Origin of the sequence: Streptococcus parasanguinis (assembly GCF_032163505.1) — a bacterium.
GTDB lineage: Bacteria > Bacillota > Bacilli > Lactobacillales > Streptococcaceae > Streptococcus > Streptococcus parasanguinis_V.
Map to the genome: position 1 here is coordinate 404,838 of NZ_CP134147.1, position 15,164 is coordinate 420,001.

Annotated in this window: 16 protein-coding genes and 2 tRNA genes; all 18 read left to right on the plus strand. The window is 42.0% G+C overall.

Features of this window, described 5'->3' with window-relative positions:
• Window positions 1-64 precede the first annotated feature (64 nt).
• The 18 genes from truA to RIN70_RS02205 all read left to right on the plus strand — a co-directional run bounded on the left by truA (window position 65) and on the right by RIN70_RS02205 (window position 14,910).
• A complete protein-coding gene (gene truA / locus RIN70_RS02120; RefSeq protein ID WP_003004657.1) occupies window positions 65-811 on the plus strand; it encodes a tRNA pseudouridine(38-40) synthase TruA in 747 nt (248 codons plus the stop codon).
• Complete coding sequence (locus RIN70_RS02125) at window positions 804-1,565, plus strand: bifunctional hydroxymethylpyrimidine kinase/phosphomethylpyrimidine kinase (protein WP_003010172.1); 762 nt, start codon at window positions 804-806, stop codon at window positions 1,563-1,565. Before truA ends, RIN70_RS02125 begins: the two co-directional genes overlap by 8 nt.
• Window positions 1,555-2,025 (plus strand): ECF transporter S component, encoded by a 471-nt coding sequence (locus RIN70_RS02130; RefSeq protein WP_313790648.1) that lies wholly within the window; start codon window positions 1,555-1,557, stop codon window positions 2,023-2,025. Before RIN70_RS02125 ends, RIN70_RS02130 begins: the two co-directional genes overlap by 11 nt.
• 3 nt (window positions 2,026-2,028) lie before the next feature.
• Window positions 2,029-2,592, plus strand: coding sequence for a TIGR01440 family protein (locus tag RIN70_RS02135; protein WP_049497648.1), 564 nt, complete (start codon window positions 2,029-2,031; stop codon window positions 2,590-2,592).
• A 128-nt stretch (window positions 2,593-2,720) separates the two neighbouring features.
• The gene (gene tig, locus RIN70_RS02140; protein ID WP_003017990.1) at window positions 2,721-4,004 is read left to right on the plus strand and encodes a trigger factor; all 1,284 of its coding nucleotides are present in this window, start codon (window positions 2,721-2,723) and stop codon (window positions 4,002-4,004) included.
• Window positions 4,005-4,229: 225 nt separating this feature from the next.
• Window positions 4,230-4,814: a DNA-directed RNA polymerase subunit delta gene (gene rpoE / locus RIN70_RS02145; RefSeq protein WP_003010182.1), complete on the plus strand. Its 585-nt coding sequence runs from the start codon at window positions 4,230-4,232 to the stop codon at window positions 4,812-4,814.
• Between the two features lie 382 nt (window positions 4,815-5,196).
• Window positions 5,197-5,892, plus strand: coding sequence for a B3/B4 domain-containing protein (locus RIN70_RS02150; RefSeq protein WP_070465049.1), 696 nt, complete (start codon window positions 5,197-5,199; stop codon window positions 5,890-5,892).
• A gap of 173 nt (window positions 5,893-6,065) precedes the next feature.
• Window positions 6,066-7,679, plus strand: a complete 1,614-nt coding sequence (locus RIN70_RS02155) for a CTP synthase (protein WP_003004055.1) — start codon at window positions 6,066-6,068, stop codon at window positions 7,677-7,679.
• Window positions 7,680-7,956: 277 nt separating this feature from the next.
• Window positions 7,957-8,042 (plus strand) — tRNA-Leu (locus tag RIN70_RS02160).
• Between the two features lie 80 nt (window positions 8,043-8,122).
• Entirely contained in the window at window positions 8,123-8,575 is a 453-nt protein-coding gene (locus RIN70_RS02165; protein ID WP_313790649.1) for a hypothetical protein, read from the plus strand.
• A 344-nt stretch (window positions 8,576-8,919) separates the two neighbouring features.
• Window positions 8,920-9,801 carry a class II fructose-bisphosphate aldolase gene (locus RIN70_RS02170; protein ID WP_003004573.1) on the plus strand — a complete coding sequence of 294 codons (882 nt, stop codon included), beginning with the start codon at window positions 8,920-8,922 and terminating at the stop codon, window positions 9,799-9,801.
• Between the two features lie 83 nt (window positions 9,802-9,884).
• Entirely contained in the window at window positions 9,885-10,823 is a 939-nt protein-coding gene (locus tag RIN70_RS02175) for an alpha/beta fold hydrolase (RefSeq protein ID WP_313790650.1), read from the plus strand.
• 360 nt (window positions 10,824-11,183) lie between these two features.
• Window positions 11,184-12,176, plus strand: a complete 993-nt coding sequence (locus RIN70_RS02180) for an ABC transporter ATP-binding protein (protein ID WP_313790651.1) — start codon at window positions 11,184-11,186, stop codon at window positions 12,174-12,176.
• A 1-nt stretch (window position 12,177) separates the two neighbouring features.
• Window positions 12,178-12,996 carry an ABC transporter permease gene (locus RIN70_RS02185; protein ID WP_023919334.1) on the plus strand — a complete coding sequence of 273 codons (819 nt, stop codon included), beginning with the start codon at window positions 12,178-12,180 and terminating at the stop codon, window positions 12,994-12,996.
• A 1-nt stretch (window position 12,997) separates the two neighbouring features.
• Window positions 12,998-13,783 carry an ABC transporter permease gene (locus tag RIN70_RS02190; protein ID WP_003017328.1) on the plus strand — a complete coding sequence of 262 codons (786 nt, stop codon included), beginning with the start codon at window positions 12,998-13,000 and terminating at the stop codon, window positions 13,781-13,783.
• Between the two features lie 38 nt (window positions 13,784-13,821).
• Window positions 13,822-14,283, plus strand: a complete 462-nt coding sequence (locus tag RIN70_RS02195) for a GNAT family N-acetyltransferase (RefSeq protein ID WP_003017336.1) — start codon at window positions 13,822-13,824, stop codon at window positions 14,281-14,283.
• A gap of 46 nt (window positions 14,284-14,329) precedes the next feature.
• Window positions 14,330-14,402 (plus strand) — tRNA-Thr (locus tag RIN70_RS02200).
• A 196-nt stretch (window positions 14,403-14,598) separates the two neighbouring features.
• Window positions 14,599-14,910, plus strand: coding sequence for a LiaF transmembrane domain-containing protein (locus tag RIN70_RS02205; RefSeq protein ID WP_118228620.1), 312 nt, complete (start codon window positions 14,599-14,601; stop codon window positions 14,908-14,910).
• Window positions 14,911-15,164: the final 254 nt, after the last annotated feature.

A 15,164-nucleotide genomic window follows, 5' to 3' on the forward strand; every position in this document is an offset into this window, starting at 1 on the left:
TGTACCCGGACAGTTTGAATTTTTCACTCTTGTAACCCCTTCTATATCCTGCTAAAATAAAACCATGACACGATACAAAGCAACCATTTCATATGACGGGACCTTGTTTGCAGGGTTTCAACGCCAACCGCATGCCCGTAGTGTGCAAGAGGAAATCGAGAAGACCTTGACGCGCCTCAATCAAGGAACCCCTGTTACCGTTCATGGAGCGGGGCGAACGGATTCCGGTGTCCATGCTCTTGGCCAGGTGATTCATTTTGATCTCCCTCAAGCGCGGGACGAGGAGAAGCTTCGCTTTGCCCTCGATACCCAAACCCCAGAGGATATTGATTTCATCCGAGTGGAGCAAGTAGAAGATGACTTTCACTCACGCTACAAGAAGCACAGCAAGACCTATGAATTTATCGTGGATTATGGTCGTCCCAAGAACCCCATGATGCGCCACTATGCCACCCACTATCCTTATCCTTTGGATGTGGAAAAGATGCAAGCAGCCATCCAAAAGTTAGAGGGAACCCATGATTTCACTGGTTTTACAGCTTCAGGAACCAGTGTGGAAGACAAGGTTCGTACGATTACAGAGGCTCGCTTGGTCGAGGATGCAGAACATCATCGCCTTGTCTTTACCTTTTCGGGCAATGGCTTTCTCTACAAGCAAATCCGCAATATGGTGGGAACTTTGTTGAAGATTGGAAATGATCGGATGCCGATCGAGCAGATCGATCTAATTTTAGAAAAGAAGGACCGCAATCTAGCAGGTCCTACAGCAGCGCCAAATGGCTTATATTTAAAGGAGATCCGTTATGAGTAATGAATTGATTCTAGCTATTTCAGGAAATGATATTTTTAGTGGGGGAGGTCTTCACGCAGACCTTGCAACCTATACGACTAACAAACAGCATGGTTTTGTAGCGGTGACTTGTTTGACCGCCATGACGGAGCACGGTTTTGAAGTGATTCCGGTGGATCCGACGACCTTTGCGCAACAGCTCAACTCCCTCAAAGATGTTCCTTTCTCTGCTATTAAACTCGGTCTTTTACCAAATGTCCAAGTGGCAGACTTGGCCTTGGACTATGTCAAAGCCCATGCGGAGATCCCTGTGGTACTAGATCCTGTCTTGGTCTGCAAGGAAAGCCATGATGTAGAAGTTTCAGCTCTTCGAGACGAATTGATCAAATTCTTCCCTTATGTGACCATCATCACGCCAAACTTGCCAGAAGCTGAGATCTTGACCCAAAGCAAGATTCAATCGCTCGACGATATGAAGGCGGCAGCGCGTAAGCTCCACGAATTAGGAGCAGCGAATGTCGTGGTCAAAGGGGGCAATCGTCTCAATAAAGAAAAGGCCATCGATGTCTTTTATGATGGGACGGACTTCACCGTCATTGAAGAGCCAGTCTTAGAAAAGAACAATACAGGAGCTGGTTGTACCTTTGCATCTAGCATTTCCAGCCAGTTGGTGCAAGGGAAATCTCCACTTGAAGCTGTTAAAGCCTCTAAAGACTTTGTTTTCCAAGCGATTCAACATTCAGACCAGTATGGAGTAGTACAATATGACATCTAATCGAACTCAACTCATTGCCCGCATTTCCATTTTGACAGCCTTGACAGTTGTACTTGGCTACTATACAAAACTTCCAACTCCGACAGGGATCGTCACCCTGCTAGATCTTGGAGTGTATTTCACAGCCTTCTATTTTGGACGCAAGGAAGGTGCTATTGTCGGTGGTGTCGGAGCCTTCTTATTGGATCTGATTTCAGGATATCCTCAGTGGATGTTCTTTAGTCTCCTCTTTCACGGGGGACAAGGCTATTTCGCTGGCTTCAAGGGCAAAGCTCGTTACCTAGGCTTGCTTCTTGCGACAGTTGTGATGGTAGGCGGTTACGCACTAGCTTCTGCCCTCTTTTTAGGCAATGGCTGGGGTGCTGCTATCTCGGACATTCCGAATAACCTCGCTCAGAATTTTGTTGGAATGGCTTTAGGCTATGTGGTCTATTATGCATTTCAAAAGAAAGGAAGCTAATTCATGGATCTGGAGCAACTGAAGAAGGATACAAAAGAAATCCTGGTAGATGTCTTGGAAAAAAGTCGTCTCCGCCAAGGACAGATTCTAGTCCTCGGGATGTCTTCAAGTGAAGTTGCAGGAGGACAAATTGGAAAGGCCTCCAACATCGACATTGCCGAAGCTATTGTCCAGACCTTGCTAGATGAGTTGAATCCAAGAGGGATTTATCTGGCGGTACAAGGATGTGAGCATCTCAATCGCGCCTTGGTGGTCGAAAGAGAATTGGCGGACAAGAAGGAGCTAGAAATCGTCAATGTCCTTCCGAGTCTCCATGCAGGAGGTGCTGGACAACTCGCAGCTTTCAAGTATTTTAAGGATCCTGTTGAGGTGGAATTTATCACAGCTCAAGCCGGGTTAGACATCGGAGATACCTCAGTAGGGATGCATGTCAAACACGTGCAAGTTCCGATTCGCCCTATCTTGCGTGAACTAGGTGGAGCCCATGTCACAGCCCTGGCCAGTCGTCCAAAATTGATCGGTGGCGCCCGTGCTCTCTACCTCGATGATCCCATCCGAAAATCATAATCAGAACTAGCTTTTAAGGGCTAGTTTTTTTGGATGAAAAGAGAGGCAAAAACGTTTTAAAACTTGCAATTTCAAAGTTTTGTGGTAAAATTATAAGGAATGACTATATTATTTTAAGGAGAGACAGAATGTCTGTATCATTTGAAAACAAAGAAACTAACCACGGTGTATTGACTTTCACAATCAGCCAAGAGCAAATCAAACCTGCTTTGGACCGTGTGTTTGAGTCAGTTAAGAAAACTTTGAACGTACCTGGATTCCGTAAAGGTCATATTCCACGTCCAATCTTCAACCAACGTTTTGGTGAAGAAGCACTTTACCAAGATGCTTTGAACGATCTTCTTCCAGCAGCATACGAAGCAGCTGTTAAAGAAGCTGGAATCGAAGTGGTAGCACAACCAACTTTCGATGTTGTATCTATGGAAAAAGGTCAAGACTGGACATTGACAGCAGCTGTTGTCACAAAACCTGAAGTAAAATTGGGTGCATACAAAGACCTTGAAGTGTCAGTAGAAGTTTCTAAAGAAGTAACAGACGCTGATGTGGATGCTCGTATCGAACGCGAACGCAACAACTTGGCTGAATTGGTTGTTAAAGAAGGTGCTGCAGCAGAAGGTGACACAGTTGTGATCGACTTCGTAGGTTCTATCGACGGTGTTGAATTCGACGGTGGTAAAGGTGACAACTTCTCACTTGGACTTGGTTCAGGTCAATTCATCCCAGGTTTCGAAGACCAATTGGTTGGACACTCTGCTGGTGAAACAGTTGATGTGATCGTAACATTCCCAGAAGACTACCAAGCAGCTGACCTTGCAGGTAAAGAAGCGAAATTCGTGACAACTATCCACGAAGTAAAAGCAAAAGAAGTACCAGCTCTTGACGATGAATTGGCAAAAGACATCGACGAAGAAGTTGAAACTCTTGCTGAATTGAAAGAAAAATACCGTAAGGAATTGGCAGCAGCTAAAGAAGAAGCATACAACGATGCAGTAGAAGCAGCAGCAATCGATCTTGCAGTTGAAAACGCTGAAATCGTTGACCTTCCAGAAGAAATGATCCACGAAGAAGTACACCGTTCAATCAACGAGTTCCTTGGAAACATGCAACGTCAAGGTATCTCACCTGAAATGTACTTCCAAATCACTGGAACAACTCAAGAAGATCTTCACAAACAATACGAAGCAGAAGCTGAAAGCCGTACGAAGACAAACCTTGTGGTTGAAGCAGTAGCGAAAGCAGAAGGCTTCGAAGCAACTGAAGAAGAAATCAACGCTGAAATCGAACAATTGGCAGCAGATTACAACATGCCAGTTGAACAAGTTCGCAACCTTCTTTCACCAGAAATGTTGAAACATGACATCACAGTGAAGAAAGCAGTGAACGTGATCACAAGCACAGCAAAAGTAAAATAATTTAGATAAAAAAGAAGAGCCGTGAGGCTCTTCTTTTTTTGATTTCATGGAGAATCCTGGAATTTTCCTTTGACGAAAGGGGAAATTTATCGTACAATAGAGTGTAACGATAAAATGCGTGATAGATTTAGTGGCGAGAAGTTTTCAATCTATCATTGAGGATAGGATGAGGTTTAAGACCGGATCCTTCTCCATTTAGGAAATGAAACATAAGGAGATTTACCCTTGGAATTAGAAGTATTTGCTGGACAAGAAAAAAGTGAACTTTCTATGATTGAAGTGGCGCGTGCGATTTTGGAATTACGCGGACGTGACCATGAAATGTACTTTAGCGATCTTGTAAATGAAATTCAAAATTACCTTGAAAAATCAAACAGCGAGATCCGTGAAGCTCTTCCATTGTTCTACACAGAATTGAATGTAGATGGAAGCTTTATCCCACTTGGAGATAACAAATGGGGTCTTCGTTCATGGTATGCCATCGATGAAGTTGACGAAGAAATCATCGCTCTTGAAGAAACAGACGAAGATGAAACTCCTAAGAAACGGAAGAAAAAACGTGTCAATGCCTTCATGGATGGAGACGAAGATGCGATCGACTACAACGACGACGATCCAGAAGACGAAGAAGTTTACGAAGCAGATCCAGCTCTTTCATATGATGAAGAAAATCCAGATGATGAAAAGAGTGAAGTCGAAGCTTACGATGCTGAAATCAATGAAATCGTACCAGATGATTTGGGTGAGGAAGTTGAATTAAGCGAAGAAGACGACGAAGAAGAGGATTCTGAAGACGAGGAAGAAGAATAAATCATATGAAACAAGGAAATTGTTCCTTGTTTTTTTATTGAAGACGAAGTTTTCCCAGAAACTTTCCTTAGATGAGTACGGACGTCAGCGAACTTCTACGAAGTTCCATGACTTAGTTTTGAACCTAAGGTTTCAAAACTCCCGAGTGCCTGAAACAAAAACGTTTCAGGCACTTTTCTCACGGTGGAAAGTTTCAGAATATCCTTTGATTTTTTTAAAGTAGAAGATGGATTGCAAGTAATTTATTGACTTATATGTCAATAAAAATAGTTTATCTATCTTCTGAAAAAAATTGTTCCTTGTTTCTTTTTGTTTGCATTGAAAAAAGTGGCGAAATGGCGTATGATAAACGTGTAAGGTTTCCCAATAGGAGGTGTTCCAGATGGACTTTCGTTTAGATCAAAGTTTAGTAGCTCTTGGTATTGATACGGTTGTGGTCGGAATTGCTAGAAATGTGGATCCTCAAGCAGTTTTGCTCCCTTCTTTTCTTGAAAAGAAGAAAGAGCTTGAACAATGGGCGCTCCAGTGTCAGACAGAAGAAGTAGTGGCATCTCCTGTCATCAAAGGGTATACAGACCTCTTGCAAAATGTAGGGCGTAGCATCAAGAAAAATCCCCCAACGGTCCTAGCTCTTATCCGAAACATCCAGCATCGAGGAGCTCTTCCTCAGATCAATAGCATCATTGATATCTATAATGTCGAATCTCTGAAGTCTTTTCTCGCGATCGGAGGACATGACCTAGATAAGATTGAGGGACCGATTGAATTTACAGTGAGTCAAAGAGACGATCTCTTCCTCCCGATCCTTTCTAGTGAAAAACATGTCGCACCGACAGATCCTGTCTACCGGGATCAAAAAGGAGTTTTGGCTTGGTTGGATGTACGCGATAGTGACCATTACAAATTTGAGGAGACTACGCAAAACGCCCTCTTTGTCATCCAAGGAAATACCGAGACGTCAGTCGAGATGCGTTTAGAAGCGCTAGAGCGAATCCACAAGGACCTTGCTTCTTGCATGCCTCGGCTTCAATTTGAGAAATTTCTCGTCACACAAAATGGAGTGGAAAAGGTCGTGTAAACAGAGAAAATAATTTTCATGAAATTTTCAATTTGACAAAGTAGACCATTTGCGGTAAGATATTGTTCGGGCACCTCATTTTGAGGTCGGAGCTCCCTAAGGATTAGGGAGCTATTTTTGTTTTTTCTGCAAAGAGGAATGGCCTCTACAACATTAGAAGAAGAGGAAAGCACATGTCAACAAAATATATTTTTGTCACGGGTGGTGTCGTATCATCCATCGGGAAAGGGATTGTCGCAGCAAGTCTTGGTCGCTTGCTCAAAAATCGTGGATTGAAAGTGACCATCCAAAAATTTGACCCTTATATCAATATTGACCCAGGGACGATGAGCCCTTACCAACACGGGGAAGTATTTGTCACAGACGATGGTGCAGAGACAGACTTGGACCTTGGTCACTATGAACGCTTCATTGATATCAATCTGAATAAGTACTCAAATGTGACAACAGGGAAAATTTATAGCGAAGTTCTTCGCAAAGAACGTCGCGGAGAATACTTGGGCGCGACTGTACAGGTTATTCCTCATATTACAGATGCCTTGAAAGAAAAGATCAAACGAGCAGCGACGACGACGGATTCAGATGTCATCATCACAGAAGTCGGGGGAACAGTTGGAGACATTGAATCCCTTCCATTCCTTGAAGCTCTTCGTCAAATGAAGGCAGATGTTGGTGCTGAAAACGTTATGTACATCCACACCACTCTTCTACCTTACTTGAAGGCTGCGGGAGAAATGAAAACCAAGCCGACCCAACACTCTGTGAAAGAATTGCGTGGTCTTGGAATTCAACCAAATATGTTGGTCATCCGTACAGAAAAACCAGCTGGTCAAGGAATTAAGAACAAGTTGGCTCAATTCTGTGATGTGGCACCAGAGGCTGTCATCGAGTCACTTGATGTGGAACATTTGTACCAAATCCCATTGAACCTGCAAGCACAAAATATGGACCAAATCGTTTGTGACCATTTGAAATTGGATGTTCCTGCAGCAGATATGACAGAATGGTCTGCAATGGTCGACAAGGTCATGAACCTTAAGAAACAGGTCAAGATTTCCTTGGTTGGAAAATACGTAGAATTGCAAGATGCCTACATTTCTGTCGTTGAGGCCTTGAAGCACTCAGGGTATGCCAATGATGCAGAGGTCAAGATTAATTGGGTCAATGCCAATGATGTGACAGCTGAAAATGTGGCAGAACTCCTTGGAGATGCGGATGGGATCATTGTCCCAGGTGGTTTTGGTCAACGGGGAACAGAAGGAAAAATTCAAGCCATCAAGTATGCGCGTGAACAGGACGTCCCAATGTTGGGTGTCTGCTTGGGGATGCAGTTAACCTGTATCGAATTTGCCCGTCACGTTTTAGGCTTGGAAGGAGCTAATTCATCCGAATTGGATCCAGAAACCAAGTATCCGATTATCGATATCATGCGGGACCAAATCGATGTGGAAGATATGGGAGGAACGCTCCGTCTCGGTCTTTACCCATCTAAACTCAAACGAGGATCAAAAGCAGCTGCTGCCTATGACAATCAAGAAGTGGTACAACGTCGCCACCGTCACCGTTATGAGTTTAACAATGCTTTCCGTGAACAGTTCGAAGAAGCAGGTTTTGTCTTCTCAGGCGTTTCACCAGACAACCGTTTGGTCGAAATCGTTGAAATCCCAGAAAACAAATTCTTTGTCGCTTGCCAATACCACCCAGAATTGTCAAGCCGTCCAAACCGCCCAGAAGGACTTTACACAGCCTTTATCACAGCGGCAGTTGAAAACCACGATAGCAAATAAAAATCAAGGGAGGCTGGGACAAAAGTCCTAGCCTTTCAATTATTTTTGGATTGTTGAGCAAGACGCAGTGGTTGAGTGGGCTCTACTACGCTGATTTCATCAGCTTTTACAGCCCTACTCAACTGTGCGGAGGTGGGACGACGAAATCGAATTCTAACGAATTACCGATTTCTGTCCCACTCTCCCTTTTTGTGAAAAAATGACAAACTCTGAAAAAACTTTGAAAAAATTCTTGACAAAAAAGTTGTTGATTGATATACTAGTAAAGTACTCAATCGCGGGGATGGCGGAATTGGCAGACGCGCAGGACTAAGGATCCTGTGACCGCTTTAGGTCGTGAGGGTTCAAGTCCCTCTCTCCGCATCGGATCAAGATAGCTTTGGCTATCTTTTTTTATTTTCAAATTTCTTTGTGGTAGAATAGGTGTGAGATGAGGTGAGAAAATGAAGAAGAAGTATCTGGTTTTGGCCGATAGCCTCTTTGCACTATTGGGAAGTGCCATTAATTTTTTCGGTCCTATTATGATTTTAGCTATGGCGATAGGCGCATACAAGGATACTTTTAGATATTTTATCGCCTTAAACATATGGAATCTTTTCATTTTTTTAGTGGCGATTGCTTCTAAGTATCTGCTCAGAGATGAAAAAAGAATCAAAAAATGGATTCTTCATCTTTTTCTGATAGCGGGCAGTATTCTCTTTCTTGCGTCAATCCTTGCTGTGTGTGAGAATATTCCCTTTCTTGAGGGATTGGTAAAGGGGCTTTTTGGAAAAATGTTCACCGACAGTCAATTATTTGCTGCTTATTTCTATTCTCAATGGGTTGTAGCAGTACTCCTTGTGATTTGCGGGATCGCCTTTCTCCTTTCGCTAAAAAAAATTAAAGAAGAGAATTGAGGCTGGGACAAAAGTCCTAGCCTCTCAATTGTTTTTGGATTGTCGAGCAAAACGCAGTGGTTGAGTGGGCTCTACTACGCTGATTTCATCAGCTTTTACAGCCCTACTCAACTGTGCGGAGGTGGGACGACGAAATCGAATTCTAACGAATGACCGATTTCTGTCCCACTCTCTTTTACTTATTTGCTAGGATGAAAGCCTTAGGAGATAGGAGATTCTGCCCTATTTATCATAAGAAAGTGCTTAAAGACACAGGAAAAGCTAGCAATTTCATCTAAAAAGTGATAAAATAAACAATGTAAGTGGGATCAATCCCACAAAAATTTATAGGAGGCCTATTACACATGGCAATCGTTTCAGCAGAAAAATTTGTCCAAGCAGCTCGTGACAATGGTTATGCAGTTGGTGGATTTAACACAAACAACCTTGAGTGGACTCAAGCTATCTTGCGTGCAGCAGAAGCTAAGAAAGCTCCAGTACTTATCCAAACTTCTATGGGTGCTGCTAAATACATGGGTGGTTACAAAGTATGTAAAGCCCTTATTGAAAACCTTGTAGAATCAATGGGTATCACTGTACCAGTTGCTATTCACCTTGACCATGGTCACTACGACGATGCTCTTGAATGTATTGAAGCTGGTTACACTTCAATCATGTTTGACGGTTCACACCTTCCAGTTGAAGAAAACCTTAAATTGGCGAAAGATGTCGTTGAAAAAGCTCATGCTAAAGGTATCTCAGTAGAAGCTGAAGTTGGTACTATCGGTGGTGAAGAAGACGGTATCATCGGTGATGGTGAATTGGCACCAATCGAAGATGCTAAAGCAATGGTTGCTACAGGAATCGACTTCTTGGCTGCAGGTATCGGTAACATCCACGGTCCTTACCCAGCAAACTGGAAAGGTCTTCACCTTGACCACTTGCAAAAATTGACTGAAGCTGTTCCAGGATTCCCAATCGTATTGCACGGTGGATCAGGTATCCCTGATGATCAAATCCAAGCAGCGATCAAACTTGGTGTTGCGAAAGTTAACGTGAACACTGAATGCCAAATCGCATTTGCAAATGCTACTCGTCAATTCGTACGTGAATACGATGCAAACGAAGCAGAATACGACAAGAAGAAACTCTTCGACCCACGTAAATTCTTGAAACCAGGTTTCGAAGCAATTACAGCAGCTGTTGAAGAACGTATCGACGTATTCGGTTCAGAAGGCAAAGCTTAATAAAAACAGGAAAACAAGGTCCCATGTGGATCTTGTTTTTTTGTTTGGGAAAAGTTGCTTCCGGGATTTAATTTTTGTACAATATGCCTATGAAAAAATTTAAACAGTTTTGCTGGATCATTTTTGTTTTTCTTATCCTTTTTCTAGGAGGCACATTTGGTTTTCACCAACTTAGTTTGCAAAAAGAAAGTAAGCTTCTGACTCCTATCGGTAAAGAGGTGACGGTCAATGGACATCGAATGAACGTCTCTGTTAAAGGAGAAGGATCTGAAACGATAGTATTTCTTTCAGGTGCAGGTATTGCTTCACCTATATTAGACTTTAAGAATCTAACAGATTCCCTATCCAAAAAATACAAAGTAGTCGTCGTAGAGCGAGCGGGATATGGTTTTAGTGAAGATAGTGATCAATCAAGAGATGTGATGACGGTTCTTTCTGAGACCCGTCAAGCTTTGTCTCAAGCCGAAGTTTCGGGGCCTTATGTGATTGTTTCTCATTCAATGGCTAGCCTTGAGAGCCTTGCTTGGCAAGAAAAATATCCTAATGAAGTGAAAGCCTTGGTTGGCCTGGATTGGGCATTACCAGCAAGTTATGAGGATTTAAAGGATAATCAGGCCTTGCTTACTGTGGCTTATTGGAGCAGTAAGATTGGCTTATTACGCTATTTCCCTGAGTCCTTTTATATAAAAAATCCAACTCTGACTGAAACTGAACGACAACAATATAAATTACTAGCATATAAGCAGTTGATGTCACAAGCCATGCTTCATGAATCCCGTTTGGCAAAGGAAAATGCCAAGAAAGTTCCATCTAGCATTAATCCGAAAATTCCAGCCTTACTCCTGGTTTCTAACGGTGAAGGCACGACCTTTAGCCAATCAGAGTGGCAACGTTATGCAGAGAGATTTGCAAGCGACCAGTCTAATGTTCAAGTCGTCTATATGGATGCGCCTCACGACCTCTATCATTATCAAAGCGATGCTATTGTTTCTCGCATTAAAGAATTTTTGGAGAATAATTGAGGGCTTAAAAAATCCATTGAGACTGATGATAATAATTAAATGCTGGAGGATTAATAGTAGAATCGTTAATTTTCTCGATTAAAAAAAATTCTTTTTCTTAACAATAAACCTGCCCGTGAGGGTGGTTTTTTGGTGTCTTAAGGAAACTATTTAACTGAATTTTTGATTAAAAGTTTCATTTTAAGAGAGAAATCTCTAATTTCATGATCTATAAGCAAACGCTTGCATTCCTGTTTTTATTAGATTATAATAGGTTGGTATAAAGCCTTCTGTAATAATATTGAGAAAGTGTAGAAAGTAAGGATTTAGAATATTTGTAGTCAAAAATACAATGTTGCTTCTTACGATAGGGAGATAGATATGGCAATGATAGAAGTTCAACATCTTCAGAAAAATTTTGTGAAGACAGTTAAGGAGCCGGGGTTAAAGGGAGCCTTGCGCTCCTTTGTTCATCCTGAAAAGCAGACCTTTGAAGCGGTCAAGGATTTAACTTTTGAAGTTCCAAAAGGGCAGATTTTAGGATTTATCGGGGCAAATGGTGCTGGGAAGTCAACCACCATCAAAATGCTGACAGGAATTTTGAAGCCCACATCTGGCTTTTGTCGGATTAACGGCAAGATTCCCCAGGATAATCGCCAAGATTATGTCAAGGATATTGGAGTCGTTTTCGGACAACGCACCCAGCTATGGTGGGATTTGGCTTTGCAAGAGACCTACACGGTTTTGAAAGAGATCTATGATGTACCGGACTCGCTTTTCCAAAAGCGCATGGACTTTTTGAATGAAGTTTTGGATTTGAAGGAATTTATCAAGGATCCTGTGCGGACTCTTTCACTAGGTCAACGGATGCGGGCGGATATTGCGGCTTCCTTACTTCACAATCCCAAGGTTCTCTTTTTAGATGAACCGACTATTGGTTTGGATGTGTCGGTCAAGGACAACATTCGCCGGGCCGTTACTCAGATTAATCAGGAGGAAGAGACAACTATTCTCTTGACTACTCATGATTTGAGTGATATTGAGCAACTCTGTGATCGGATTTTTATGATTGATAAGGGGCAAGAGATTTTTGATGGAACGGTTAGCCAGCTCAAGGAGACCTTTGGCAAGATGAAGACTCTCTCCTTTGAGCTGACGCCAGGTCAAAATCATCTCCTCTCTCATTATGAGGGCTTGCCTGATATGTCCATTGATAGACAAGGAAATACTCTCAATATTGAATTCGATAGTTCCTGCTACCAGTCGGCCGATATTATCAAGCAAACCTTATCTGATTTTGAAGTCCGTGATTTGAAGATGGTAGATACGGATATTGAGGATATTATCCGTCGCTTCTACCGAAAGGAGCTCTAAGATGGTCAAATTGTGGAGACGTTATAAACCCTTTATCAATGCAGGGATTCAGGAGTTGATTAGCTATCGAGTCAACTTTATTCTCTATCGGATTGGTGATGTCATGGGGGCTTTTGTCGCTTTCTATCTCTGGAAGGCTGTCTTTGATTCCTCCCAGGAGCCTTTGATTCAGGGCTTCAGTATGGCGGATATCACCCTCTACATCATCATGAGTTTTGTGACTAATCTTCTGACTAGGTCGGATTCTTCCTTTATGATTGGTGATGAGGTCAAGGATGGTTCCATTATCATGCGCTTGTTGCGACCAGTGCATTTTGCGGCTTCTTACCTCTTTACGGAGCTTGGTTCCAGGTGGTTGATTTTTATCTCTGTTGGACTGCCATTTTTAAGTGTCATTGTTTTGATGAAAATCTTATCTGGGCAAGGGATTGTAGAAGTGCTGGGACTAACTACCCTTTATCTTTTTAGCTTAACGCTGGCCTATCTGATTAACTTTTTCTTTAATATCTGCTTTGGATTTTCAGCCTTTGTATTTAAAAATCTTTGGGGTTCCAACCTACTTAAGACTTCCATAGTGGCCTTTATGTCTGGGAGTTTGATTCCCTTGGCTTTCTTTCCAAAGGTCATTTCAGATATTCTGTCCTTCTTACCTTTCTCATCCTTAATTTACACTCCGGTCATGATTATTGTTGGGAAATACGATGCTAGTCAGATTCTTCAAGCACTTTTGCTTCAGCTTTTCTGGCTTATAGTGATGGTGGGCTTGTCTCAGTTGATTTGGAAACGAGTCCAGTCATTTATCACCATTCAGGGAGGTTAGTATGAAAAAATATCAACGCATGCATCTGATTTTTATCAGACAGTACATCAAGCAAATCATGGAATACAAGGTAGATTTTGTGGTTGGTGTGTTGGGAGTCTTTCTGACTCAAGGCCTGAACCTCTTGTTTCTCAATGTCATCTTTCAACACATTCCCTCCCTAGAAGGTTGGACTTTTCAAGAAATTGCCTTTATCTATGGATTTTCCTTAATTCCAAAGGGACTAGATCATCTCTTTTTTGACAATCTCTGGGCTTTAGGTCAACGACTAGTTCGAAAAGGGGAGTTTGACAAGTATCTGACTCGTCCTATCAATCCTCTCTTTCACATCCTCGTTGAGACCTTTCAGATTGATGCCTTGGGTGAACTTTTGGTCGGTGGAATTTTACTAGCGACAACAGCGACTAGCATTGCTTGGACTCTTCCAAAATTCCTGATTTTTCTAGTTTGTATTCCTTTTGCGACCTTGATTTATACTTCCTTGAAAATTGCTACAGCCAGCATCGCTTTTTGGACCAAGCAGTCAGGTGCCATGATTTACATTTTCTATATGTTTAATGATTTTGCCAAGTATCCTATTTCTATTTACAATTCGCTCCTTCGTTGGTTAATTAGCTTTATTGTACCTTTCGCCTTTACGGCCTACTATCCTGCCAGCTATTTCTTGCAGGACAAGGATGGACTCTTTAATATTGGTGGTTTGATTCTGATTTCCCTTGTTTTCTTTGTTATTTCCCTCAAACTTTGGGACAGGGGATTGGATGCCTACGAAAGTGCTGGTTCGTAAGAGGTAAAGTAAGACTAAAATCAAGAAAGGAACTTATGATGTTTGTAATTAAAGAAGTCAAGGGTGAAGATCAAAAAATGGCAGTTGTCGCTGAGATTTTAAGGGATTTGCCAGAATGGTTTGGAATACCAGAAAGCACGCAAGCCTACATTGAAGGAGCTAAGGATTTACGAGTTTGGGCTGCTTATCAAGAAAGTGATGTAGTAGGGTTTATAAGTTTATCATATTCGAGTGAAGATTGTGCTGAAATTGACTGTCTAGGCGTGAAAAAATCATTCCAAGGTCAAGGAATTGGAAGGGAATTAATTACGACTATAGAAAGAGAAGCAGTCAAACAAGTGGACTACCTACAGGTCAAAACAGTCGCAGAAGGTTCAAATAAAGATTATGACCGAACAAATGTCTTTTATCGCAGTCTTGGTTTTAAAAAATTAGAGATTTTTCCGCAACTATGGGATCCACAGAATCCATGTCAGATTCTGATTAAAAAGATCAACTAAAAGTGCTTGACATCCGCTATCAGAGTGCTATACTAAGAAGGTAATCGCCGATTTAGCTCAGTTGGTAGAGCAACGCACTCGTAACGCGTAGGTCACAGGTTCGATCCCTGCAATCGGCATAGGAAGAAACTGCTTTAAAGGAACAAGACGACGAATGATGGTGATCACATATTCGTTCGGTCTCGCTCCTTTTTTTGACCGCATAGGCGCCATTTTTGACCACTTAGTCAAAAGTCCTTGTTGCCTTAGGGGCTCTCTGTTATCATAGAATCATCAAAGGAAAAAAACTTCCGAATATTGAAAACGAGGTATATGATGAAAAAATTACTTGGACTTTCATTGATTCTTGCTGCTCTTGCAGTTGTGATAATGGGAATGGTTGGCTTTCCAAAGATCGATGTGAATATCTGGCCTTTGTTCCCTGTTCTCTTATTTGCTTTCTTTACACTTGAAAATCTCTTGAAAAAAGATTACAAGGCAAGTGTTATCTGCGCCTTGATCGCATTTATGATCGCAAATGCGATTTACGATCTCTTGCCGGTCTCAAATGGTCTAGTTATCACAGCAGGTGTGCTCGCTTGTGTAGGTCTAAGTTTTCTTTTACCGGACAAGGAAAGTAATAAATAAAGAAAGGAGGTTGGGATAAAAATCCTAGCCTCTCAATTGTCTTTGGATTGTAGAGCAAGACGCAGTGGTTGAGTGGGCTCTACTACGCTGATTTCATCAGCTTATACAGCCCTACTCAACTGTGCGGAGGTGGGACGACGGAATCGAATTCTAACGAATGACCGATTTCTGTCCCACTCTCTTTTTTACTTCTCAAATACGACCTCTTGATGGGGAAAACGTGCCACTTACTGAAAAGCCCTTGTTTTGTTTTC